The 23,111-nt window shown below is 73.2% G+C and carries 21 protein-coding genes; 13 read left to right on the forward strand and 8 right to left on the reverse strand.

Annotated features, from left to right (window positions below; translation table 11 throughout):
* Positions 1 to 120: 120 nt before the first annotated feature.
* Positions 121 to 666, forward strand: a complete 546-nt coding sequence (locus tag OCU29_RS04415; RefSeq protein WP_261818945.1) for a DUF4333 domain-containing protein — start codon at positions 121 to 123, stop codon at positions 664 to 666.
* A 37-nt stretch (positions 667 to 703) separates the two neighbouring features.
* A complete protein-coding gene (locus OCU29_RS04420; RefSeq protein ID WP_261818946.1) occupies positions 704 to 1,402 on the forward strand; it encodes an NAD-dependent deacylase in 699 nt (232 codons plus the stop codon).
* A 21-nt stretch (positions 1,403 to 1,423) separates the two neighbouring features.
* Here the strand turns inward: OCU29_RS04420 and OCU29_RS04425 are convergent, their stop codons facing one another.
* Positions 1,424 to 2,182 carry a TetR/AcrR family transcriptional regulator gene (locus tag OCU29_RS04425; protein ID WP_261818947.1) on the reverse strand — a complete coding sequence of 253 codons (759 nt, stop codon included), beginning with the start codon at positions 2,180 to 2,182 and terminating at the stop codon, positions 1,424 to 1,426.
* A 145-nt stretch (positions 2,183 to 2,327) separates the two neighbouring features.
* Here OCU29_RS04425 and OCU29_RS04430 point away from each other — a divergent pair, with 145 nt between their 5' ends.
* Together OCU29_RS04430 and OCU29_RS04435 are read left to right on the forward strand one after the other, a co-directional pair.
* Positions 2,328 to 4,517, forward strand: a complete 2,190-nt coding sequence (locus OCU29_RS04430; RefSeq protein ID WP_261818948.1) for an MMPL family transporter — start codon at positions 2,328 to 2,330, stop codon at positions 4,515 to 4,517.
* 34 nt (positions 4,518 to 4,551) lie between these two features.
* A complete protein-coding gene (locus OCU29_RS04435; protein ID WP_261818949.1) occupies positions 4,552 to 5,298 on the forward strand; it encodes a hypothetical protein in 747 nt (248 codons plus the stop codon).
* Positions 5,299 to 5,338: 40 nt separating this feature from the next.
* Here OCU29_RS04435 and treZ read toward each other — a convergent pair whose 3' ends face one another.
* Genes treZ through glgX form a run of 3 tightly spaced genes read right to left on the reverse strand, consistent with a single transcriptional unit; the run spans position 5,339 to position 11,725 of the window.
* A complete protein-coding gene (treZ, locus tag OCU29_RS04440; protein ID WP_261818950.1) occupies positions 5,339 to 7,105 on the reverse strand; it encodes a malto-oligosyltrehalose trehalohydrolase in 1,767 nt (588 codons plus the stop codon).
* The gene (treY, locus tag OCU29_RS04445; RefSeq protein ID WP_261818951.1) at positions 7,105 to 9,486 is read right to left on the reverse strand and encodes a malto-oligosyltrehalose synthase; all 2,382 of its coding nucleotides are present in this window, start codon (positions 9,484 to 9,486) and stop codon (positions 7,105 to 7,107) included. The genes treZ and treY overlap by 1 nt, the downstream gene beginning before the upstream one ends.
* 1 nt (position 9,487) lies before the next feature.
* A complete protein-coding gene (glgX, locus tag OCU29_RS04450) occupies positions 9,488 to 11,725 on the reverse strand; it encodes a glycogen debranching protein GlgX (RefSeq protein ID WP_179615052.1) in 2,238 nt (745 codons plus the stop codon).
* Between the two features lie 143 nt (positions 11,726 to 11,868).
* On the opposite strand from glgX, the gene OCU29_RS04455 reads away from it, so the two are divergent.
* The 7 genes from OCU29_RS04455 to OCU29_RS04485 all read left to right on the forward strand — a co-directional run bounded on the left by OCU29_RS04455 (position 11,869) and on the right by OCU29_RS04485 (position 17,905).
* Positions 11,869 to 13,014 carry an acyl-CoA dehydrogenase family protein gene (locus OCU29_RS04455; protein WP_261818952.1) on the forward strand — a complete coding sequence of 382 codons (1,146 nt, stop codon included), beginning with the start codon at positions 11,869 to 11,871 and terminating at the stop codon, positions 13,012 to 13,014.
* A gap of 66 nt (positions 13,015 to 13,080) precedes the next feature.
* On the forward strand, positions 13,081 to 13,821 hold the full coding sequence (locus OCU29_RS04460; RefSeq protein WP_261818953.1) for a VIT family protein: 741 nt from the start codon (positions 13,081 to 13,083) through the stop codon (positions 13,819 to 13,821).
* A gap of 165 nt (positions 13,822 to 13,986) precedes the next feature.
* Entirely contained in the window at positions 13,987 to 14,553 is a 567-nt protein-coding gene (gene thpR, locus OCU29_RS04465) for an RNA 2',3'-cyclic phosphodiesterase (protein ID WP_261818954.1), read from the forward strand.
* A gap of 37 nt (positions 14,554 to 14,590) precedes the next feature.
* Positions 14,591 to 15,730 (forward strand): NAD(P) transhydrogenase subunit alpha, encoded by a 1,140-nt coding sequence (locus OCU29_RS04470; RefSeq protein ID WP_179615056.1) that lies wholly within the window; start codon positions 14,591 to 14,593, stop codon positions 15,728 to 15,730.
* Positions 15,727 to 16,041, forward strand: a complete 315-nt coding sequence (locus tag OCU29_RS04475; protein ID WP_179615057.1) for an NAD(P) transhydrogenase subunit alpha — start codon at positions 15,727 to 15,729, stop codon at positions 16,039 to 16,041. The genes OCU29_RS04470 and OCU29_RS04475 overlap by 4 nt, the downstream gene beginning before the upstream one ends.
* Entirely contained in the window at positions 16,041 to 17,411 is a 1,371-nt protein-coding gene (locus tag OCU29_RS04480; protein ID WP_261818955.1) for an NAD(P)(+) transhydrogenase (Re/Si-specific) subunit beta, read from the forward strand. The genes OCU29_RS04475 and OCU29_RS04480 overlap by 1 nt, the downstream gene beginning before the upstream one ends.
* Positions 17,412 to 17,473: 62 nt before the next feature.
* Positions 17,474 to 17,905 carry an organic hydroperoxide resistance protein gene (locus OCU29_RS04485; protein ID WP_261818956.1) on the forward strand — a complete coding sequence of 144 codons (432 nt, stop codon included), beginning with the start codon at positions 17,474 to 17,476 and terminating at the stop codon, positions 17,903 to 17,905.
* Between the two features lie 79 nt (positions 17,906 to 17,984).
* Here OCU29_RS04485 and OCU29_RS04490 read toward each other — a convergent pair whose 3' ends face one another.
* From OCU29_RS04490 to upp, 3 genes are read right to left on the reverse strand one after another with little or no spacing between them, the layout of a single operon-like run.
* Complete coding sequence (locus tag OCU29_RS04490) at positions 17,985 to 19,178, reverse strand: ABC transporter permease (protein WP_261818957.1); 1,194 nt, start codon at positions 19,176 to 19,178, stop codon at positions 17,985 to 17,987.
* The gene (locus OCU29_RS04495) at positions 19,175 to 20,053 is read right to left on the reverse strand and encodes an ABC transporter ATP-binding protein (protein WP_261818958.1); all 879 of its coding nucleotides are present in this window, start codon (positions 20,051 to 20,053) and stop codon (positions 19,175 to 19,177) included. The genes OCU29_RS04490 and OCU29_RS04495 overlap by 4 nt, the downstream gene beginning before the upstream one ends.
* 57 nt (positions 20,054 to 20,110) lie before the next feature.
* The gene (upp, locus tag OCU29_RS04500; RefSeq protein WP_261818959.1) at positions 20,111 to 20,752 is read right to left on the reverse strand and encodes a uracil phosphoribosyltransferase; all 642 of its coding nucleotides are present in this window, start codon (positions 20,750 to 20,752) and stop codon (positions 20,111 to 20,113) included.
* 140 nt (positions 20,753 to 20,892) lie between these two features.
* On the opposite strand from upp, the gene OCU29_RS04505 reads away from it, so the two are divergent.
* Together OCU29_RS04505 and OCU29_RS04510 are read left to right on the forward strand one after the other, a co-directional pair.
* Complete coding sequence (locus OCU29_RS04505; RefSeq protein ID WP_261818960.1) at positions 20,893 to 21,378, forward strand: tRNA adenosine deaminase-associated protein; 486 nt, start codon at positions 20,893 to 20,895, stop codon at positions 21,376 to 21,378.
* A gap of 38 nt (positions 21,379 to 21,416) precedes the next feature.
* Positions 21,417 to 21,848 carry a nucleoside deaminase gene (locus OCU29_RS04510; protein ID WP_179615062.1) on the forward strand — a complete coding sequence of 144 codons (432 nt, stop codon included), beginning with the start codon at positions 21,417 to 21,419 and terminating at the stop codon, positions 21,846 to 21,848.
* A gap of 194 nt (positions 21,849 to 22,042) precedes the next feature.
* Here the strand turns inward: OCU29_RS04510 and OCU29_RS04515 are convergent, their stop codons facing one another.
* Complete coding sequence (locus OCU29_RS04515; RefSeq protein ID WP_261818961.1) at positions 22,043 to 23,068, reverse strand: LacI family DNA-binding transcriptional regulator; 1,026 nt, start codon at positions 23,066 to 23,068, stop codon at positions 22,043 to 22,045.
* Positions 23,069 to 23,111 lie beyond the last annotated feature (43 nt).

Below are 23,111 nucleotides of genomic sequence, written 5' to 3' on the forward strand. Positions count from 1 at the left end.
GACGCCGGTGGTCCAGTCCAGCCGCGCGGCACGAGGGGAGGGGTCGCGGTCGAGGCCGCCGCGGAGGATGCTCGGAGGATCCGGGCGCCGTCGTGGCGCCCCGCCCACCCGTGAGGTCCCGTGCGCCTGCCCACCCCGTCCCCGTCCACGCTCGGCGCGCTGCTCGTCCCGGGCCTGCTGCTGAGCGCCTGCAGCGGGGAGGTGTCTGTCGGCGGGGGTGAGCCCGCCGCCATCACCCCGGACGCCCTCGAGGCCGAGCTCACCAGCAACATGAGCGGCGAGGACGTCGACCAGTTCGACGTGGCCTGCGAGGGCGGGCTCGACCCCGAGGTCGACGCGACGCAGGACTGCCTGATCACCTTCACGGGCGACGGGTCGGTCACCGGGGTGCGGCTCGTGGTCACCGACGTGCAGGGCGAGGAGGTCGAGTTCGACCAGGTGCTCTTCGTCCCCGCCGAGGAGGTCGCCGACGGCGTCGACCGGTTCTACACCGACCAGGGGTTCACCCTCGACGAGGTCACCTGCGACGGGGAGCTGATCGGCGAGGAGGGCGAGACCACCACCTGCGACATCACCTCCGAGGCCGAGGGCGACGTGCAGGTCGAGGCCACGACCACCTCCGTCGAGGGGCTCGTCGTGAACTTCGATCTCACCGTGGTGTCCTGACTCACACGCCCCACAACGACAGGCCTACCCTGGGCGCGTGAGCGTCGTCGTGCTGACCGGGGCCGGTATCTCCGCCGAGAGCGGGGTGCCGACCTTCCGCGACGCCGACGGGCTCTGGGAGGGCCACCACGTCGAGGACGTCGCCACCCCCGAGGCCTACGAGGCGGCCCCCTCGCGGGTGCTGCGCTTCTACGACGAGCGCCGCAGCGCCCTGGCCCGGGTCGAGCCGAACGCCGCGCACCACGCCCTGGCCCGGCTCGAGGAGACCCTGGGCGACGACCTGCTGCTGGTCACCCAGAACATCGACGACCTGCACGAGCGTGCCGGCTCCCGCAACGTGGTGCACATGCACGGCGAGCTGCTCTCGGCGCTGTGCCGGGCCTGCGAGGGCCGGGTGCGCTGGGAGCGCGAGCTGCTCGACCACCCGCCGTGCCCCGGCTGCGGCCACGCCGAGCTGCGCCCCGACGTGGTGTGGTTCGGGGAGATCCCCTACGAGATGGACCGCATCCTCGAGCACCTCGGTCGCGCCGACACCTTCGTCTCCATCGGCACCTCCGGCGCGGTCTACCCCGCGGCCGGGTTCGTGCAGCACGCACGCCGCAGCGGCGCTCGCACCCTCGAGCTCAACCTGGAGCCCTCCGAGGGGTCGATGTGGTTCCACGACTCGCGGCACGGCCCTGCCGGTGTGCTGGTGCCGGCCTGGGTCGACCAGCTCCTCGGGGCCCGGCTCGCCTGAGCCCGCCCCCGGGGCCACTGCTCAGCCGCGCGCGATCCGCTCGCGCACCAGCACCTCGAGGCGCGGCATCTCGTCGGTGACCCCGATGGTGGGCGCGAAGCGGGTCAGCACGTCGACGAACATGTCGCCGCTCTCGATCAGCCGCGGGTCCATGTGGCCGAAGACCTCGAGCGCGACGACGCCGTACAGCTGGGTCCAGCCCTGCATGTAGACCCACATCAGCCCGCGGTCCTCGGGCGCGATGCCCTCGCTCTCGGCGGGGATGAGCGGGTCGAGCACGGAGGTGCGCGCGGTCTCGGTGAGGTCCTCCAGCGCCGGCACCGGGAAGCGGCGCTGCTCCCAGATGGCGCGCATCTGGTCGGTGAAGAGCAGCCCCGAGCTCGACAGCGTCAGCGCCTCGCGCCGGCCGCACACCGGGTCGGCGACGGGGTTGGCGAAGACCAGCCCGAACTCGCGGGGCGCGTCGAGGGCCCACATCCGGAACTCCGTCGTGGAGAGCACCAGCCGGCCCGCGACGTCGTCGGGGGGCAGGGTGTCGGCGGCCGCGGCGAACCGCGCGGTGGCCGCCTTGTCGATCTCGAAGGCGACCAGGTCGACGAGGTCCTGGTAGCTGGACACGTAGCGGTACAGCGCCGGCGCCGTCATCCCCATCCGGGCGGCGACCGCGCGCAGCGACAGCTCCGCGCCCGCGACCAGCAGCTCGCGGGAGACCCGCACGATCTCGTCGTACGTCGCCTCGCGCTGGCGCTCGCGTCGCGTCGGCTGGCCGGTCTGGGTCATCCGGGCTCCCTCTCGGTGTCGTGCGGCCGCTCCCGAGGACCGTTGACAGCCGGAGTTTACACCGTTTACGGTTTACACCGTTCACTTTCATGATGCCCCGTCACGGCAACCGGCCGCGGGGCAGCCGCACCGGGGGTTGGGTCCGATGATCGATCGTTGGGGTGCCTTCGTGGCCCGTCGTGCCCGAGCGGTGCTGCTGGTGGCCGTCGCCCTCGTCCTGGCCGCCGGGGCCTACGGCGCCGGTGTCTTCGACTCCCTCGAGCAGGGCGGCTTCGACGACCCCTCCTCCGAGACCGCACGCGAGCTGGTGGCCGAGCGCGAGCTCTTCGGCAACCGCACGGTCGACGTCGTGGCCGTCTACTCCGACGAGGACCGGCTGGCCGGCGACCGGGGCTTCCGCGCCGCGGTCGAGGAGGTCGTGGCGGGCATCCCGGGCGACCTGGTCACCCAGGTGGTGCCCTACTATGCCGCCGGGCCCGACAGCGGGCTGGTGAGCGCCGACGGCCACCACGCCCAGGTGCTGGTCTCGCTGGCCGGCGAGAGCCAGGACGACTTCCTCACCGCCTACGACGAGCTGGCGCCGCTGCTGGAGGCCGACGGGCTCGAGACCGGGCTCACCGGCTCGTACGCCGTCTACAACGACGTCAACGAGATCACGTCGAAGGACCTCAAGCGGGCCGAGCTGATCTCGCTGCCGCTGGTGGTGCTGCTGGCGCTGCTCATCTTCGGCTCGGCGGTCGCCGCGCTGATGCCGGCGATGGTGGGCCTGGTGGCGATGCTCGGGGCGCTGGCGGTGGTGCGGGTGATCGCCGGCCTCACCGACGTCTCGGTCTTCTCGATCAACATCATCTCGCTGCTCGGCATCGGGCTGGCCATCGACTACGCGCTCTTCGTGGTGAGCCGCTTCCGGGAGGAGCTCGCGACCCTGCCGGTCGAGGACCCCGACGCGGCCGCGACCGCGATCCGGCGCACGATGGCCACCGCGGGCCGCACGGTGCTCTTCTCGGGCCTGACCGTCGCCGCGGCGATGTCGAGCCTGCTGATCTTCCCGCAGGGCTTCCTGCGCTCGATGGGGTACGGCGGCATGGCCGCGGTCGTCGTGGCGATGCTGGCCGCGCTCACGGTCCTGCCCGCCGTGCTGCGGCTGCTCGGGCGCCGGGTCGACGCCGGGCGGATGCCGTGGCGGCGCCCCGGGGCCGAGGCCGCCGACGGGGGTCGCTGGGCGGTGCTGGCGCGCGGCGTGATGCGCCGCCCGGTGGCCGTGATCGCCGTGACCGTGGTCGTGCTGCTCGCGGTGGCCGCCCCGTTCCTCGGGGTGCGCTGGGGCAGCGTCGACCACCGGGTGCTGCCGGCCGACGCGCCGGCCCACCGGACCGCCGACCTGCTCGCCGAGGAGTTCGGTGCCGAGACCTCGACCGCGAGCCTGCTGCTGCGCGGCACCCGCGCCGACGACGTGGCGGCGTACGTCGCCGCGGCCCAGCAGGTCGACGGGGTGGGGACGGTGCAGACGGTCGCCGGCCCCGAGCAGGCCCGCGGCGGCGAGGAGGCCACGCTGCTGCGCGCCACCTGGACCGGCAACAGCCAGACCGAGCGCTCCCAGGAGATCGTGCGCGACCTGCGTGCGGTCGAGCCGGCGAGCGGCGCCGCCCTGGTGGGCGGGGTGAGCGCCGACACCGTCGACCTCGTCGACTCGGTCGCCGACCACCTGCCGTGGATGGCCCTGGTCGTGGTGGTGGTGATGCTGGTGCTGCTCTTCGTGGCGTTCGGGTCGGTGGTGCTGCCGGTCAAGGCCGTCGTGATGAACCTCTTCTCCATCGCCGCGGCCTTCGGCGTCGTCACCTGGATCTTCAGCGACGGCCACCTGGCCGACCTGCTCGGCTTCACCCCCCAGGGCTTCCTCGACGCCACCAACCCGATCCTGATGGTAGCGATCCTCTTCGGGCTCTCGATGGACTACGAGGTGTTCCTGCTCAGCCGGGTGCGCGAGGAGTGGGACCGCACGGGCGACAACGACCTCGCCGTGGCCACCGGGGTGCAGAAGACCGGGCGGATCATCACCAGCGCCGCGCTGCTGCTGGGCGTGGTCATCGGCGCCTTCGGCACCAGCGGCATCGTCTTCATGAAGATGCTCGGCGTGGGCATGCTCGTGGCCCTGCTCATCGACGCCACGGTGGTGCGGGCGCTGCTCGTGCCCGCGACGATGAAGCTGCTCGGGCGCTGGAACTGGTACGTCCCCGCCCCGATGGCGGCGTGGTGGGCGCGGCACGGCTTCCGCGAGGAGGTCGCGTCCACCCCTGTGGAGAACACTCCCGAGCGGACGCCGCACGTGGTGTGATCGTGGGCAGCACCCACGAGAGAGGCGACACCACATGAGCACCTGGGTACGACGAGCGGCCGGTGCCGCGGCACTGGTGACGGCCACCGCCGGGCTGGCCGCCTGCGGCAGCGACGACGACACGGCTGACGGCGGGGACGCCACCGGCGCCGAGACCTCGGCGTTCGCCGAGCAGGACGGCGCCGAGGTCCGCGACGCCGCCGCGGCGGCGATGGGTGAGCTGGAGAGCCTGCGGGTCACCGGCGAGCTGACCGTCGACGGGGAGCAGATCTCCATCGACCTGGCCTCGAGCAGCGGCGGCGACTGCACGGGCACGATCGGCGTCGACGGCGCCGACGCCGAGGTGCTCAGCGCCGGCGGCGAGACCTGGTTCCGGCCCAGCGAGGAGTTCTGGCGCGCCCAGGGCGGCGCGCAGGCCGACCAGATCATCGAGCTCGTCGACGGGCGCTGGGTCGTGCTGGGCGGCGACGAGGGGTTCGCCGAGCTCTGCGACCTCGACCAGCTGCTCGAGGAGCTGCTCGACGAGGCCGACGAGGGGACGACGTACGAGACGGGCGAGGTCAGCGACGTCGACGGGGTCTCCGCGGTCGCGGTGGTCTCGACCGACGAGGACGGCGAGGTCTCGACGGGCTACATCGCCGTCGAGGAGCCGCACCTGCTGCTGCGCATCGAGAAGACCGAGGGGGAGGAGCCCGGCACGGTCGACTTCTCCGAGTTCGACGAGCCGGTCGAGGTCGAGGCGCCCGCCGCCGACGACACCGTCGACCTCGACAACCTGTGAGCCGCCGCGAGCCGGCCGGTCCGCACCGGCCGGCTCGCGATCAGGCGTGGACGACGGCCCCGGCGTGGCCGGGCAGCACCAGCAGCCCGTCCGCGTCGAGCTCGGCGCCGGAGGCGGTGGCGACCAGCACCTCGCCGGGCCCGGTGTGCACCTCGAGCGGGCGCTCGCCGAGGTTGAGCACGACCTGCAGCCGCCCGCGGTGCAGCACCACGAGCCGGGCCGCCTCGTCGACGTCGCAGGTGGTGGCCGCGAAGGACGGGTCGGTCAGCTCGGGCCAGGTGCGGCGCAGCCGGCCCAGGGAGCGGTAGAGCTCGAGCAGCCGGGCGTGACGACCGTGCTCGAGCTCGCTCCAGTCGAGCTTGGAGCGCTCGAAGGTGGCCGGGTCCTGCGGGTCGGGCACGACCTCGGGGTCCCAGCCCATCTGCTCGAACTCCGCGATCCGGCCCTCGGCCGTCGCGGTGCCGAGCTCGGGCTCGGGGTGGCTGGTGAAGAACTGGAACGGTGTCGAGGCCGCCCACTCCTCGCCCTGGAAGAGCATCGGGGTGAACGGGCCCAGCAGCGTCAGCATGGCCGCGCAGCCGAGCTGGTCGTCGTCGAGGTGGCCGGGCGAGGGGTCGCTGAGCCGGTCGCCGACCGCCCGGTTGCCGACCTGGTCGTGGTTCTGGTTCGCCACGACCAGGCGCCAGGTGGCGGTGTGGTCGGTGTCGATCGGCACCCCGTGGTCACGGCCGCGGAAGGAGCTGAAGGTGCCGTCGTGGAAGAAGCCGCGCTCCACGACCTTCTTCAGCGCGGTGAGCGGCTCGAAGTCGGCGTAGTAGCCGGTCGTCTCACCGCTCAGCGCCACGTGCACGGCGTGGTGGTAGTCGTCGCTCCACTGGGCGTCGAGCCCGCGGCCACCGGCCTCGCGGGGCCGGATCATCACCGGGTCGTTGAGGTCGGACTCCGCGACCAGCGTCAGCGGACGCCGCTGGTGGGCCGACAGGGCCGCGACCTCGACGGCCATCTCCTCCAGCAGGTGCACCTCGGAGTCGTCGGAGAGCGCGTGCACGGCGTCGAGCCGCAGCCCGTCGACGTGGTAGTCGCGCAGCCACGTCGCGACGTTGTCGAGGATGTAGCGGCGCACCTCGGCCGAGCCCTCGCCGTCGAGGTTGACCAGGTCGCCCCAGGTGTTGCGGCCGTCCTTGAGGTACGGCGCGTAGAGCGGCAGGTAGTTGCCCGAGGGGCCGAGGTGGTTGTGCACCACGTCCTGGATGACACCCAGGCCGGCCGCGTGGCAGCCGTCCACGAAGCGCTGGTAGGCCTCGGGGCCGCCGTACGACTCGGCGACCGCGAACCAGGCGACGCCGTCGTAGCCCCAGTTGTGGGTGCCGTTGAAGGCGTTGACCGGCATCACCTCGACCAGGTCGACGCCCAGGTCGACGAGGTGGTCGAGGCGTCCGAGCGCGGCGTCGAGGGTGCCCTCGGGGGTGAAGGTGCCCACGTGCATCTCGTAGATCACCGACCCGGCCAGCTGGCGGCCGGTCCACGCCCGGTCGGTCCAGGCGAAGGCCGACGGGTCGTAGGTGCGCGAGAGCCCGTGGACCCCCGCGGGCTGGCGGCGCGAGCGCGGGTCGGGCCGCGGGTCGGAGTCGTCGTCGAGCAGGTAGCCGTAGTCGACCTCGCCGTCGGGGACCGGCCCGTCGGGCGACCACCAGCCGTCGTCGCCGCGCCGCATCGGCACGGTCCGGCCGTCGACCAGCAGCCGCACCCGCTCGGGGCGCGGCGCCCAGACGTCGAAGCGGCCGCGGCCGTGGGCTGTCGAGACCATCAGTCCTCCTGGACGAGCAGGGCGACCGGGTAGGTCGCCAGCAGCGTGGCGAGGTCGCCGTCGGTGACCTCGCCGGTCAGGGCGTCGCGCCAGGTGCCGGGCGGCAGGGCGAGCCGGGTGCCGCCCCAGCCGCCCCGGGCCGCGAGCCCCAGCGGGAGCCGGGTCGCGACGCTCACGGCCCCGCCGCGGTCGAAGGCGACCACGTGGTCGGCGGCCTCGCCGGAGGCGGCCACCGGCGTGTAGCCGGTGAACAGCTCGGCCCGGTCGCGGCGCAGCCGCAGCGCGGTGGCGGTGACGTGGAGCTTGGCGGTGCCGGGGTCGTCGACGCCCGAGGGGGCGGGCGGTCGCTGTCCCGCGTCGATCTCGGCGAGCAGCCGGGCGCGCAGGTCGAGGTCGACGGGGCGCCGGTTGTCGGGGTCGACGAGCGACTGCTCCCACAGCTCGGAGCCCTGGTAGACGTCGGGCACGCCCGGCATCGTGATCGCCAGCGCCTTGGCGGCCAGCGCGTTGGACCAGCCCGCGTCGACGACCTCGGCCAGCAGGCCCTCGAGGGCGCTGCGGACCTCCTGGTCGTCGAAGGCCGCGTCGACCGCGGCGTGCACGGCCGCCTCGTACGTCTCGTCGGGCTCGGTCCAGGTGGTGCGGTCGCCGGCCTCGCGCATCGCCTTCATCGCGTAGCCGTGCAGCCGCTCGCGCAGCACGTCGTCGGGGTCGGAGCCCCAGGCACCGAGCACGGCCTGCCACAGCAGGGACCCGAAGCCCGGGTCGGGCAGCGGCGCCAGCGCGAGCAGCCGGTCGAGGGTCTCCTCCCAGCGCTGCGGCACCTCGGCGAGCACGGTGATGCGGGCGCGCACGTCCTCGCCGCGCTTGGTGTCGTGGGTCGAGAGCGTGGTCATGGCGTGCGGCCAGTCGCGCTGGCGCGCTGCCAGGTGCTCGTGCAGCCCGTCGACCCCGAGCGAGAACTCGTGTGGGTCGCCGCCGACCTCGTTGAGCGAGGTCAGGCGCGAGTAGCGGTAGAACGCGCAGTCCTCGACACCCTTGGCCATCACCATCCCGCTGGTCTGCTGGAAGCGGCGGCAGGCGTCGAGCGAGGGGTCGCGCAGCCACGGCTCGATGGTGTCGAGGGTGGCCGCGAGGTCGGGCCGGCGCTCGCGGGCCGCGGCGAACGCCTCGTCGACGTGCTCGTAGCCCTCGGGCAGGTAGGAGCGGTAGACCGGGAAGCAGGCCATCAGCTCGGCGACGGCGTCGGCGGTGCTCGAGGGCACCCGCTCGGGCACGTCGCGGCGCAGGTCGCGCACGATTCGGCGCACCTCGCTGTGCAGGATCCCGTCGGCCACCTCGCGCTTGAGGTCGTGCACCATCGCGGGGTAGTCGACGACCTCGCCCGCGGGCAGCCCCCGCAGCCGTGCCTCGAGCGCGTCGAGCGGCGCCTGCCCGGCCGGGTCGGTGAGCACCCGGTCGACCCAGGCCAGGGCGTCGTACCCGGTGGTGCCGTCGGTGGCCCAGCTCGTCGGCAGCGCCTCGCCGGGCTCGAGGATCTTCTCCACCAGCGTGTACGCCGACCCGGTCAGCTCGGCGAGGTCGTCGAGGTAGCCCTTCGGGTCGCGCAGGCCGTCGGGGTGGTCCACGCGCAGCCCGTCGACGAGCCCCTCGGTGAACCAGCGGCGGATCTCGACGTGGGTCTCGTCGAAGACCTCGGGCTCCTCGACCCGCACCGCGGCGAGGGTGTTGACGGCGAAGAAGCGGCGGTAGTTGAGCGCGTCGTCGGCGCGGTGCCAGTCGACGAGCTCGTAGTGCTGGCGCGCGTGCACGGCCTGCGGGTCGTCGTCGACGCCCGAGGCGGTGCCGTCGGCCACCGGGAAGGCCTGGTCCCAGTAGTGCAGCTCGAGGCCGCGCCCGCCCTCGACGAGGCGCAGGTGGTCGACCTGCCCGTCGGGCAGCAGGTCGTCGTCGCCGACGACGGGGATGCGCAGTCGCTGGTCGGCGGTGTCCCAGTCGATGTCGAAGGCACCCGCGTGCTCGGCGTCGCGGCCGTCGCGCAGCACCTCCCACCACCAGGGGTCCTCGCTCGGGGTCGCGACCCCGACGTGGTTGGGCACGATGTCGACGAGCACGCCCAGGCCCCGGCGCCGGGCCTCGGCGCTCACGGCGGCCAGGCCCTCGGCCCCGCCCCGCGACTCGTCGAGGTGGTCGTGGGCCACGACGTCGTACCCGTGGCTGCTGCCGGGCTCGGCGGCCAGCAGCGGGGAGAGGTAGACCCAGTCGACGCCCAGCCCGTGCACGTACTCCAGCCGGCGCGCGACCTCGTGCAGGTCGAGGTCGGCGCTGACCTGGAAGCGGTACGTCGAGACCGGTCGACGCGTGGGCCCGGAGCCGCCCACGTCAGGCGTCCTCGGGGGCCGCGCCGGTCGCGGTCTGCGACCGGGTGGTGGAGTGGGCTGCGATCGAGGCGGCCACCGAGTGGTCCACGTCGGTCTCGGGCTCGGAGTGCTCCTGCAGCACCAGCACGCTGCGCGAGGCCATCGTCAGGGTGCTGGCCGGCTCGATCGGCTCGGGCCGGTCGCCGTTCCCCGCGGTGTTGATGGCGACCTGCCAGCGCGCGGCGTACTCCTCGGGCGGCAGGGTCACCTCGACGTCGAAGTCGGCGGCGTTGAAGTAGAGCAGGAAGTGGTCGTCCTCGATGACCTGGCCGCGCGGGTCGCGCCCGGCGATGCCGTGGCCGTTGAGGTACATGCCCAGCACCCGGTCGTCGCCCTCCCAGTCCTCGTCCTCCATCGGGCGGCCCTCGGGGTGCAGCCACACGATGTCGTTGAGGCGCTCGGCGCCCTCGGGGCCGGTGCGCACGGTGTGGCCGGTGAAGAACCGCTTGCGGCGGAACGTCGGGTGCTCGGCGCGCAGCCGCGAGACCGCGGCGGTGAACTCCACCAGCGGGGTGTCGAGGCGGTCCCAGTGCATCCAGGCGATCTCGGAGTCCTGGGCGTAGGTGTTGTTGTTGCCGTCCTGGGTGCGCCCGGCCTCGTCGCCGTGCAGCAGCATCGGCACGCCCTGGCTCAGCAGCAGCGTGGTGATGAAGTTGCGCTGGGCGCGGGCGCGCAGCTCGAGCACGGCGGGGTCGTCGGTGGGGCCCTCCGCGCCGTGGTTCCACGAGCGGTTGTGGCTCTCGCCGTCGTTGTTGTCCTCGCCGTTGGCCTCGTTGTGCTTCTCGTTGTAGGAGACCAGGTCGCGCAGGGTGAACCCGTCGTGGGCGGTGACGAAGTTGATGCTGGCGAACGGGCGGCGCCCGGAGTGCTCGTAGAGATCGGAGGAGCCGGAGAGCCGGCTGGCGAACTCGCCGAGCGAGGGCTCGCCGCGCCAGAAGTCGCGCACCGTGTCGCGGTAGGCGCCGTTCCACTCGGTCCACTGTGGCGGGAAGCCGCCGACCTGGTAGCCGCCGGGCCCGACGTCCCAGGGCTCGGCGATGAGCTTGACCTGGCTGACCACCGGGTCCTGCTGCACGAGCTCGAAGAACGTCGCGAGCCGGTCGACCTCGTAGAACTCGCGCGCCAGCGCCGAGGCCAGGTCGAAGCGGAAGCCGTCGACGTGCATCTCGGTGACCCAGTAGCGCAGGGAGTCCATGATCAGCTGCAGCGAGTGCGGGTGGCGCACGTTGAGGGTGTTCCCGGTGCCGGTGTAGTCCATGTAGTAGCGCGGGTCGTCCTCGACGAGGCGGTAGTAGGCCTGGTTGTCGATGCCCTTCATGCTCAGGGTCGGGCCCAGGTGGTTGCCCTCGGCGGTGTGGTTGTAGACCACGTCGAGGATCACCTCGATGCCCGCCGCGTGCAGCTCCTTGACCATCGCCTTGAACTCCTGGACCTGCTGGCCGCGACCGACCCCGGCGTGCGCGGAGGCCGAGTAGTCGGCGTGCGGGGCGAAGAAGCCCAGGGTGTTGTAGCCCCAGTAGTTGCGCAGGCCCTTCTCGAGCAGCGTGTTGTCCTGGATGAACTGGTGCACCGGCATCAGCTCGACGGCCGTGACCCCGAGCTTCTTGAGGTGCTCCACGACGGCCGGGTGCGCGACGCCGGCGTACGTGCCGCGCAGCTCCTCGGGCACGTCGGGGTGCAGCTGGGTCAGGCCCTTGACGTGGGCCTCGTAGACGACGGTGTCGTTGTAGTCGACGCGCGGGCGGCGGTCGCCCTCCCAGTCGAAGAAGGGGTTGATGACCACGCCGAGGGTCATGTGGGCCGCGGAGTCGTCGTCGTTGCGCGAGTCCTCCTCGCCGAAGGTGTAGGCGAAGAGGCTGGGGTCCCAGTCGATCTCGCGCCAGGTGGCCTTGGCGTAGGGGTCGAGCAGCAGCTTGTTGGGGTTGCAGCGCAGGCCCTGGTCGGGGTCCCACGGCCCGTGCACGCGGTAGCCGTAGCGCTGGCCCGGCTGGACGGTCGGCAGGTAGCAGTGCCAGACGTGGGCGTCGACCTCCTGCAGCTCCACGCAGGTCTCGAGCAGGGGGCCGTCGGGGGCCTCGGGGTCCTCGTCGAAGAGGCAGAGCACGACGCTGTCGGCCACCTCGCTGAAGAGCGCGAAGTTGGTGCCGCTCCCGTCGAACGTCGCGCCGAGCGGGTAGGCGGTGCCGGGCCAGGTCTCCATGCGGGTGGTGCTCCCTCGAGTTGCGTGGTGGGGCGGGTTGGATCGATCAAAGCACGACCGGCGGCCGCGGCTGTCCACCCGGCAGGGGGCCTTCCCCGATCACCCCTGTGCCACACGCCCTACCCGTCGGTAGCATGTGCGGCATGAAGCGGAGCATCTACGACGAGGACCACGAGGCCTTCCGCGCATCAGTGCGCGAGTTCCTGGAGCGTTCGGTCATCCCGGACGTCGAGCAGCACGCGGCCGACAAGGCCCTGCCGCGCGAGTTCTGGCTCGAGGCCGGCAAGCAGGGCTTCCTGGGCCTGGAGATCCCCGAGGAGTACGGCGGCGCCGGCGCCGAGGACTACCGGTTCAACGCGGTGGCGGCCGAGGAGCTCAACAAGGTCAACGCCGCGCTGGGCTCGTGCTGGGGCATCCACGCCGACATCACCGCGCCGTACATCGTCGAGCTCGGCACCGAGGAGCAGAAGCAGCGCTGGCTGCCCGGCGTCGCGGCCGGCGAGATCCTGCTGGCCATCGGCATGACCGAGCCCTCCGGCGGCTCCGACCTGGCCGCGCTGAAGACCACCGCCGTGCGCGACGGCGACCAGTGGGTCATCAACGGCTCGAAGACCTTCATCACCAACGGCTACTCCGCCGACCTGGTGATCACCGCCGTGCGCACCGACCCCGAGAAGGGCGCGCGCGGCATCACCCTCTTCGCGATCCCCTCCGACGCGCCCGGCTTCAGCCGCGGCCGCAAGCTCGACAAGGTCGGCCAGGACGAGTCCGACACCGCCGAGCTGTTCTTCGAGAACGTCCGCCTCGGCGACGACCACGTGCTCGGCGAGCTCGGCGGCGGCTTCATCGCGATGATGCAGAAGCTGCCGCAGGAGCGCCTGGGCTGCGCCATCTCCAACGTCGCGCACGCCAAGCAGATCCTCGTCGAGACGCTGCAGTACACCAAGGACCGCAAGGCCTTCGGCCAGTCCATCGGGCAGTTCCAGCACAACAAGTTCCTGCTGGCCGAGCAGTTCACCGCCATCGAGGTCGCCGAGGCGTACGTCGACCAGTGCGTGGTGGCCCACGACAAGGGCGAGCTGACCCCCGTCGACGCGGCGAAGGCCAAGTGGTGGACCAGCCAGGCGCAGAACGACGTGCTCGACCACTGCGTGCAGCTGCACGGTGGCTACGGCTTCATGAACGAGTACCGCGTGGCCCGCGCCTGGCGCGACGCCCGCGTCTCGAAGATCTGGGCGGGCTCCAACGAGATCATGAAGGAGCTCATCGGCCGCGACCTGGGGCTGTGACCCAGGCCGCCCAGCGCAGCCTCACCTTCGTTGCGAGGGGGTCGTGGGCCCGTCGATGATGGGCCCATGACCTCCGACCTCGAGCACGCCCCGATCGACGTCGGCCCGCACGACGACGAGCCGCACGGCGAGGGCATCAACTCGAGGCTCAACTGGCTGCGCGCCGCCGTGCTCGGCGCCAACGACGGCATCGTGTCGACGGCCGGCGTGGTGGTCGGCGTGGCCGGCGCGACCACCGACCGCAACGCGATCCTCATCGCCGGCGTCGCCGCGGTCGTCGCGGGGGCGCTGAGCATGGGTGCCGGCGAGTACGTCTCGGTGAGCACCCAGAGCGACTCCGAGCGCGCGCTGCTCGACAAGGAGCGCCGCGAGCTCGAGGAGGAGCCCGAGGAGGAGCTGGCCGAGCTGGCCGCGATCTACGTCGGCAAGGGCCTCGACGAGGACCTCGCCCTGCAGGTGGCCCGCCAGCTCACGGAGCACGACGCCCTCGGGGCGCACGCCGAGGCCGAGCTCGGCATCGACCCCGACGACCTGACCAGCCCCTGGCACGCGGCCTGGGCCTCGATGCTCTCCTTCACCCTGGGCGCCCTGCTCCCGCTGCTCACGATCCTCTTCGTGGTCGCCGACCTCCGGGTGGGGGTCACCATGGGCGCGGTCGCCCTGGCCCTGGCCCTCACCGGCTACGCCAGCGCCAAGCTCGGCTACGGACCCGCCGGCCGGGCCGTGCTGCGCAACGTCGGCGGCGGTCTCTTCGCCATGGCCGTCACCTTCCTCATCGGCACCCTGCTCGGCACCCAGGTCGGCTGACCCGGCGCAAACTTCGCGTTGACCCGGCGCGAACTTCGCGCTGACCCGGCGCGGATCTCGTTGACGCCAGAACGGGCCGGCTCGAGGGGAGATCTGCGCCGGCTCACTGGGAGATATGTGCCGGATGGGCGAGATATTCGCGCTGGGTCGTGGTGGGGTGGGCGGGTGCGACTGTTCGCTGCGCTGGTGCCGCCGCCGGAGGCGGTGGAGCACCTCGACGCGTTCCTGGAGGTGCGCCGCAGCGCCGCCGGGTTCCGCTGGAGCGCGGCCGAGCACCTGCACGTGACGCTGGCCTTCTACGGCGACGTCGAGGAGTGGCGCCTCGACGAGCTGGTCGAGCGGCTGCGCACCGCGGCCGCGCGTCGTACGCCGCTCGCCGCCCGGGTCGCGGGTGGGGGCGCCTTCCCCGACCCCGCCGCCGCGCGGGTGCTCTGGGCCGGGCTCGAGGTCGAGCCGGCCGGCGAGCTCGACCGGCTGGCCGAGGGCTGCCGCACCGCGGGTGCGGTCAGCGGCGCCCGGGTCGACGGGCAGCGCTTCCGCCCGCACGTGACGCTCGCCCGCCTGGGGCGCCCGGCCCACGTCGACGACTGGGTGCGGCTGCTCGACGGCTACCGCGGACCGGAGTGGCGCGCCGAGACCGTGGCCCTGGTCGCCTCCCACCTCGGCGAGGGGCCGCGGCGCCGCCCGCGCCACGAGCTGCTCGAACACATCGGGGTCGGCCCCGGCGCGTGACGCGCGGGCGTCGGCGATCTCCCCTAGGTTGACCAGGGTGAGAGTCGCAGTCGTGCGCGAGACCCGCGAGGCCGAGGCCCGGGTCGCGCTGGTGCCCGAGCTGGTGGCCAAGCTCACCGCCGTGGGCCACACGGTCGCCGTCGAGACCGGCGCCGGGCTGGGCGCCCTCGCCGACGACGCGGCGTACGCCGAGGCGGGCGCGAGCGTCGTCGACGACCCGCTCGCCGACGCCGAGCTGGTGCTCTCGGTGCAGCCGCTGGACCGGGAGGCCGCCCGGCGCCTGCCGGAGCACGCGGTGACGGTCTCGTTCCTGCCGACCGCGCTCGAGACCGACCTGGTGCGCGACCTGCGTGACCTCGGCATCACCAGCCTGGCCATGGAGCTGGTGCCGCGCATCTCGCGCGCGCAGTCGATGGACGCGCTGTCGTCGCAGTCGCTGGTGGCCGGCTACCGCTGCGCGGTCGTCTGCGCCGGGCTGCTGCGCCGCTTCTTCCCCCTCAACATGACCGCCGCGGGCACCGTGCCGCCCGCCGAGGTCGTCGTCCTCGGCGCCGGCGTCGCCGGGCTGCAGGCGATCGCGACCGCCAAGCGCCTCGGCGCCGTCGTCAAGGCGTACGACGTGCGCGCGGCCGCCGCCGAGGAGATCCGCTCGATGGGCGCCCAGGCCATCGAGCTCGACCTGCCGACCCTCGAGGGCGCCGGCGGCTACGCCCGCGAGATGGGCGAGGAGCGGGCCCGGCTCCAGCGCGAGCTCCTGGCGCCGTACGTCGCCAACGCCGACGGGCTGATCACCACCGCTGCGGTGCCGGGGCGCACCGCGCCGGTGCTGGTGACCCGGGCGATGGTCGAGCAGATGCGCCCCGGGTCGGTCGTGGTCGACCTGGCCGCCGACTCCGGCGGCAACGTCGAGGGCGTCGTGGCCGGCGAGGTGGTGCGCATCGGCCAGGCCCAGGTCTGGGGCGGTCGCAACGTGCCGGCGCAGATGCCGGGGCCGGCCTCGCGGCTCTACGCCCAGAACGTGGTCAACCTGGTCGCGCTGCTGGCGCCCGAGGGCGAGCTGGTGCTCGACCTCGACGACGAGATCCTGGCCGGGGCCTGCGTGACCCACGCCGGCGTCATCCGGCACGAGCCGACCCGGGTGCTCCTCGAGGGCCCGGCGGAAGGGGGTGGCGCATGAGCGAGGGCGTGGTCTGGCTGACCATCTTCGTGCTCAGCGTCTTCGTGGGCATCGAGGTCATCTCGAAGGTCTCCTCGACGCTGCACACACCGCTGATGTCGGGCGCCAACGCGATCCACGGGATCATCCTGCTCGGCGCCGTCATCGTCACGGGCAGCACCGACTCGACCGTCGCCCTGGTCGTGGGCCTGGTCGCGATCGTGCTGGCGGCCATCAACATGGTCGGCGGCTTCGTGGTCACCGACCGGATGCTGCAGATGTTCTCGCGCCGCAAGCCGCGGGCCGCGTCCTCCGAGCGGACGGAGCGCTGATGCCGACCTGGGTCCAGCTGGTCTACCTGGGCTGCGCGGTCTGCTTCATCCTGGCGCTGAAGGGGCTCTCGGGCCCGCGCACCGCGCGGCTGGGCAACCTCGTCGGCGCCGCTGCCGCGGTCGTGGCCGTGGTGGTGCCCTTCGCCTACCTCGAGCTCGACCACGTGCCGCTGATGCTGGCCGCGATCGCGGTCGGCTCGCTGGTCGGGGTCGTGGGGGCGCGCAAGGTCCAGATGACCCAGATGCCGCAGATGGTGGCGCTCTTCAACGGCGTCGGTGGTGGCGCCGCCGCGCTGGTGGCGCTGCTGGAGCTGCAGCACATGGGGGCGCGCACCCCCGCCTTCGACCTGGCCGCCACGGCTTTCACCGTCGTCGTCGGCTCGGTCTCCTTCGCCGGTTCGGCGGTCACCTTCGCCAAGCTCCAGGAGCTGATGACCTCGCGCCCGGTGGTCTTCCCCGGGCTGCCGGTGGCCTTCGGCGGCGCCCTGGTGGCCGGCGTCGGGCTCTCGGTGCTGGTGGTGCTCGACGCCTCGCTCGCGGTGGGCGTCGTGCTGGGGCTCGTGGGCCTGGCCCTGGGCGTCCTGCTCGTGCTGCCCGTCGGCGGGGCCGACGTGCCGATCGTGATCTCGTTGCTCAACGCCTTCACCGGCCTGACCGTCGCCGCGGGCGGCTACGTGCTCGGCAACGTGGTGCTGCTGGTCGCCGGCACCCTGGTCGGCGCGGCCGGCACCTTCCTGACGCTGCTGATGGCCGGTGCGATGGGCCGTTCGGTGGCCAACATCCTCTTCGGCGCGCTGCGCGGCGGCTCCACCCTCGGGGCGGGCGAGGCCTCCGACCGGCCGGTCCGCTCGGCCGGGCCCGAGGACGTCGCGATCCTGCTGGCGTACGCCGACCGGGTCATCGTCGTGCCCGGCTACGGCCTGGCGGTGGCCCAGGCCCAGCACACGCTGCGCGAGCTGGTCGAGGTGCTGCTGGCGCGCGGCGCGAAGGTCGACTACGCCATCCACCCGGTCGCCGGGCGGATGCCCGGCCACATGAACGTGCTGCTCGCCGAGGCGCAGGTGCCCTACGACCAGCTCGCCGAGATGGACGACATCAACGGCGAGTTCCGCCAGACCGACGTCGTGCTGGTCGTGGGCGCCAACGACGTGGTCAACCCGGCGGCGCGCACCACGCCCTCGGCGCCGATCTACGGGATGCCGATCCTCGACGTCGACCAGGCCAAGCAGGTGGTCTTCCTCAAGCGCTCGATGCGCCCGGGCTTCGCCGGCATCGAGAACGAGCTGCTCTTCGAGCCCACGACCACCCTGCTCTTCGGCGACGCCAAGGACTCGCTCACCAAGCTGCTGGCGGCGCTCAAGGCGGTCTGAGCCCCCGCGGGCCCACCCTGGGGGTGAAACAGGTCGTCGCGGCGCCGGGTTGGCTGGTCCGCATGACCAACACACCGGAGAAGATCGTCTACACCGCCCGCGCCACCGTCCGCGGCGGCCGCGAGGGCCACGCCAAGTCCGACGACGGCGTCCTCGACCTGACCCTGACCGCCCCGAGGGAGACCGGCGGGCCGGGCACCGGCACCAACCCCGAGCAGCTGTTCGCGGTCGGCTACGGCGCCTGCTTCCAGGGTGCGCTGGCCATGGTCGCCAAGCAGCACGGCGTCGACGCCCGCGACTCGGTGCTCGAGATCGCGGTGGGCTTCGGGCCGGAGGGCGACTCGTTCGCCATCACCGCCGACATCACCGCCACGATCCCGGGGGTCGACGACGCCAAGGCCCAGGAGCTGGTCGAGGCCGCGCACCAGGTGTGCCCCTACTCCAAGGCGACCCGCGGCAACGTGCCGGTGACCGTCACCGGCAAGGGGGCCTGAGCCCGGCCAGCGCCGCGGCGCCCGGACGTCATGCGTCGAGCAGGGACGGACGTCCCGCCCGTACGACGTCCCGGGCGGCTCAGCGCGCGTGCCGCAGCGCCTCGCCGAAGGAGATCCGGCGGTCGGTCTGCAGCAACGTGCGCTCGTAGACGCGGGCGGAGAGCCGCACCAGCAGCACGGCGGCGAGCAGGGTGAGCCCGACGGCCAGCGCCAGCTGCCACCCGGGCACCGGACCCTGGGCCAACCGGGCCGGCATCACCATGGTGCTGACCACCGGCAGCATCGAGAACACCGTCTGCACGCTCTCGCCGGCCATGATCGAGACGAAGTACGGCGCCATCAGCAGCACCTGCAGCGGGGCGGTGGTGCCCTGGAGGTCCTGCTGGCGCCCGGCCAGCGACCCCGCGACCGACCACAGGCTGGCCAGCGTCACGAAGCCCAGCACGAAGAAGACGACGTACCAGGCGATGGCGCTGCCGAGCACACCGAGCGCGTCGCCCTGCCCGGTGACCACCAGGGCGACCACACCGATGAGGACCAGCAGCAGCGTCTGGGCGAGGGCCAGGACGCTGGTGCCGGCCACCTTGCCCCACAGCAGGGCCCGGAGCGGCACGGCGGCTGCCAGGATCTCCACCACCCGGCTCTCCTTCTCCTGCGTCACGGTCGCGGCCATCGCCATGCCGAAGCTGATGGCGGTGACGAAGAACAGCACGACGAAGACGAGCGCCGCGGCCTCGCGCAGCCCGGCGTCGTCGGGGCCGGGGTCGAGGAGCCGCTCGTCGACCTGCACGCCGCGGGCCAGTGCCTCGAGGTCGACGTCCTGCCGCTCGGCGTTGCGCTGCGTCAGCAGATCGGTGGTCGCCGCGGTGAGCGCCTGCGCCGTGGTGCCGGACAGCTCGTCGTCCCCCACGAGCTCGTAGCCACCCGCGGTCGTGGGCACGAGCGCCACGTCGGCCTCGCCGTCGCGCACGGCCTGCTCGGCCTCGTCGGGCGAGTCCGACCTGGTGGCCTCCAGGCTCAGCCCGTCGTCGAGGTCGCGCGCCAGCTCCGCGGCCTGGGCGACGGCGGCGGTGCCGAGCTCGTCGACGACCGCCACCTGGCGCGTCGTCTCGCGCCCGGAGACGACGCTGAGCACGACGACCAGCGCCACGAGCCCCAGGGCCAGGAAGCCGGCGCTGAGCAGGAACGTCTTGCTCCGGGCCTGGGTGCTGACCTCGCGCACGGCGACGGCGCGCCACACGTGCCGGGTGCTGGACGGCGTGGTGCTGGTCATCTGGTGGCCTCCCGGAAGATCTCGGACAGCGACGGCCGCACCCGGGCGACCTCCAGGACGGGTCCGCGGGAGACGAGGTCCGCCACCAGGTCGGCGGCCGGCAGGCCGGCCAGGCTCAGCGTGGCCACCGCCCCGTCGATCTCCTGCACCAGCACCCCGTCGAGCCCCTTGACCCACCCGGCGTCCTGCCCGGCCACCTCGACGCGGTAGCTCTCGGCGCCCTGCGAGCGCAGCTCCTCGACCGTCCCGGCGCTGACGACCCGGCCCCCGGCGAGCACGACCAGGTCGTCGCAGATGCGTTCGACCAGGTCGAGCTGGTGGCTGGAGAAGAGCACCGGCACGTCGCCGGCCTCGCGCTGGAGCAGCTCGAGCATGGCGTCCACGGCGTGCGGGTCGAGCCCGCTGAAGGGCTCGTCGAGCACCAGGGCGGTGGGGCGGTGCACGAGCGCCGCCGCGATCTGGACGCGCTGCTGGTTGCCCAGCGACAGGCTGTCGAGCAGGTCCTGGGCCCGGTCCTCGAGACCGAAGAACCCGAGCAGCTCCAGCGCCCGGTCGCGGGCCTCGCGGGCCGGGGCGCCGTGCAGCCGGGCGAAGAAGGCTAGCTGGTCGACGAGGTTCATCCGGGGGTAGAGGCCGCGCTCCTCGGGCATGTAGCCGAAGCTGCGCCGGTCCTCGGCGGTGGCGGGGCGCCCGTGCCAGTGCACCTCTCCCGAGGTGGCGCCCAGGACCCCCATCAGCATCCGCATCGTGGTGGTCTTGCCGGCGCCGTTGGCGCCGACGAAGCCGGTGATACGGCCGGGACGCACGGTCAGGTCGACCCCGTCGACGGCGCGCCGGTCACCGAAGTCGCGGGTCAGGGCATGGGCGGAGAGCATGCCCCCGAGGGTAAAGGAGCCGTGAGGAGAGGTGCTTGACCAGGTGCTCGACCGGGCTCAGTGGGTCACGCCGTACAACCGGTCGCCGGCGTCGCCGAGACCAGGCACGATGTAGCCCTTCTCGTTGAGCCGCTCGTCCATCGCGGCGGTGACGACCGTGACGGGCACGTCGAGGCCCTCGAGGTCGGCGGCCAGCCGCTCGCAGCCCTCGGGGGCGGCCAGCAGGCAGATCGCGGTGATGTGGTCGGCGCCGCGGTCGGTGAGGAAGCGGATCGCCGCGGCCAGGGTGCCGCCGGTGGCCAGCATCGGGTCGAGCACGTAGCACTGGCGCCCCGACAGGTCGTCGGGCAGCCGCTCGGCGTACGTCGACGCCTCGAGCGTCTCCTCGTTGCGCACCATGCCCAGGAAGCCGACCTCCGCGGTCGGCAGCAGGCGCATCATCCCGTCGAGCATGCCCAGCCCGGCGCGCAGGATCGGCACCACCAGCGGCTTCGGCGAGTCGAGCCGGACGCCGGTGGCGGGGGAGACGGGGGTCTGGATCTCGACGGTGGAGACCCGCACGTCACGGGTCGCCTCGTAGGCCAGCAGGGTCACCAGCTCGTCGGTCAGCGCCCGGAAGGTCGGGGAGTCGGTGCTCTGGTCCCGCAGCGTGGTGAGCTTGTGGGTGACGAGGGGGTGGTCCACGACGTGGGTGCGCATGGCGACCACCCTAGTGGCCGGGCCCGGAGGGGTGGAGCGCGGGAAAGGGGCTGGTCGCCGGGCGTGGGCGTCTGTCACTGTAGGAGGTGCCGCACACCCGTGCGGCAGCGTGGTTCGTCCGTCCACCGGAGGGTGCCCCCATGGCCGAGCAGCTCGACGAGGTCGACTTCGCCCTGGCGGCCTACCGCACCGAGGGCGAGTGGGTCGTGGCCGAGCTGACCCACGACCACCTCGAGGACGTCGACGTGCTGGCCAGCGCGCTGCGCCGCTTCCCCGGAGACGCCGGCACGCTGGGCCTGGTCGCGATCGACGAGGACTTCTTCGTGCTCGTGCGCGTCTCGGGCGGCTCCACCCGGCTGCTGCTCTCCGACGTCACGGCAGCCGAGGAGTGGGAGCTGGCGGCCTCGGTGCTGGAGCACCTGCATCTGCCCGACCCCGAGGACGACGACGAGCCCGAGCCCGCCGGCGAGGTGGGGCTGCTGGCCGACCTCGGCGTCAGCGCGGCCACGATGGCCGAGCTCATCGACGACGAGGAGCTCTACCCCGACGAGCTGCTCTCGGAGGTCGCGCGGCTGGTCGGCTTCGGCGAGCTCTTCGACGACGTGGTCGGCCTGACCTCGGCGTGAGCGCCTCGCTCCACCCCACCGGCCCGTGGGAACCAGCGATGCGGGCCGCCCTCGACGAGGCGCGCGCCGCCCGCGCCACCGGTGACGTGCCGATCGGCGCCGTGGTCGTCGACGCCGCCGGAGCCGTGCTGGGCCGCGGCCGCAACGTGCGCGAGGCCGAGGCCGACCCCACCGGGCACGCCGAGGTGGTCGCGCTGCGCGCGGCGGCCCGGGCCCGGGGGGAGTGGCGCCTCGAGGGCTGCACCCTCGTGGTCACCCTCGAGCCGTGCACGATGTGCGCCGGTGCCGCGGTGCTGAGCCGGGTCGAGCGCGTCGTCTTCGCGGCGTACGACGACAAGGCCGGCGCCGTGGGCAGCCTCTGGGACGTGGTGCGCGACCGCCGCCTCAACCACCGGCCCGAGGTCCTCGCCGGGGTGCTGGCCGAGGAGTCGGCGGCTCTGCTGCAGGAGTTCTTCGCCGCCCACCGCTGAGCGGTCGACCCGGGGCCCTGAGCGCGCTTGCTTCCTGTCCGGGCCGGTCGTGGCCCGGGTCGTGGGTTCGGTCGTGGTCTGGGTCGTGGTCCGGAGGCGCGCCAGAGCGCGGCCCCAGGCACACGACCCGAACCACGACCCAAGCCACGACCCGAACCACGACCTCGCCGATCGGCTGGACGTAGCCGGAGGCGTCAGCTCCGCGTCGACTGGCGAGCGATCAGCTCGGGTGTGAAGAGCACCTGCTGGTGGGTGTGCCCCGTGCTCGTGGCCTCGTCGAGCACCAGGGCTGCGGCCCGGGCGCCGAGCTCCTGCCGGGGCTGGCGCACCGAGGTGAGGGGCACCGCGGCGGCGGCGGCGAAGTCGATGTCGTCGTACCCGACGATCGCCAGCTGCTCGGGGACCCTGGTGCCCGAGCCGATCGCCTGCTGCAGCAGGCCGAGCGCGACGAGGTCGTTGAGGCAGAACGCGGCGGTCGGCCGGCGGGCCGAGGAGAGCCCGGCCAGCCGATCGCCCGCCTCGCGCCCCGCGGCCACGTCGAGCGCCGGCGTGGGCAGGTGCAGCAGCGTGTCGGCCGGCCGCCCCGCCTCCGCCCAGGCCTCCCGGGCGCCCTTGAGCCGGTCGCGCACCTGTCCCAGGTTGTCGGGCCCGCCGACGACCGCGACCCGGGTGTGGCCACGGTCCAGGAGGTGCTCGACAGCCAGGCGGCCGCCGAGCACGTCGTCCACGGCCACGGAGCAGAACGAGTCGTCGGTGCGTCGTCGGTCGACGATGACCAACGGCGTGCCCCGCCGAGCCAGCTCGTCCAACTCAGGGGAATCGGGGTCGACCGGCGTGACCAGCACGCCCTGGACCCGCTGCTGCTCCAGCAGGGCGAGGTGGGCGCGCTCGCGGTCGGCGCGGTTGGCGCTGTTGCACAGCACCACCGTGAGGTCGGCGCCCTCGGCAGCGTCCTCGATGCCCTGCGCCACGTCGGTGAAGAAGGGGTTGCCCGCGTCGAGCATCACGTAGGCGAGGGTGCGGCTGGTGCCGGCCCGCAGCTGGCGCGCCGACTCGTTGCGGACGAAACCCAGCTCGCTCATCGCCTGCTGCACCCGAGCGCGGGTCGCCGGACTGACACGGTCGGGTCGGTTCAGCACGTTGGAGACGGTGCCGAGCGAGACGCCGGCAGCTGCCGCCACGTCCTTGACGGACGCGCTGCGACTGGGGTCGAACGGCACCGGTGCTCCTGCATCTGAGATGGCTTGAAACGATCAATCCTCA

Origin of the sequence: Nocardioides sp. OK12 (assembly GCF_024341885.1) — a bacterium.
GTDB lineage: Bacteria > Actinomycetota > Actinomycetes > Propionibacteriales > Nocardioidaceae > Nocardioides > Nocardioides marinisabuli.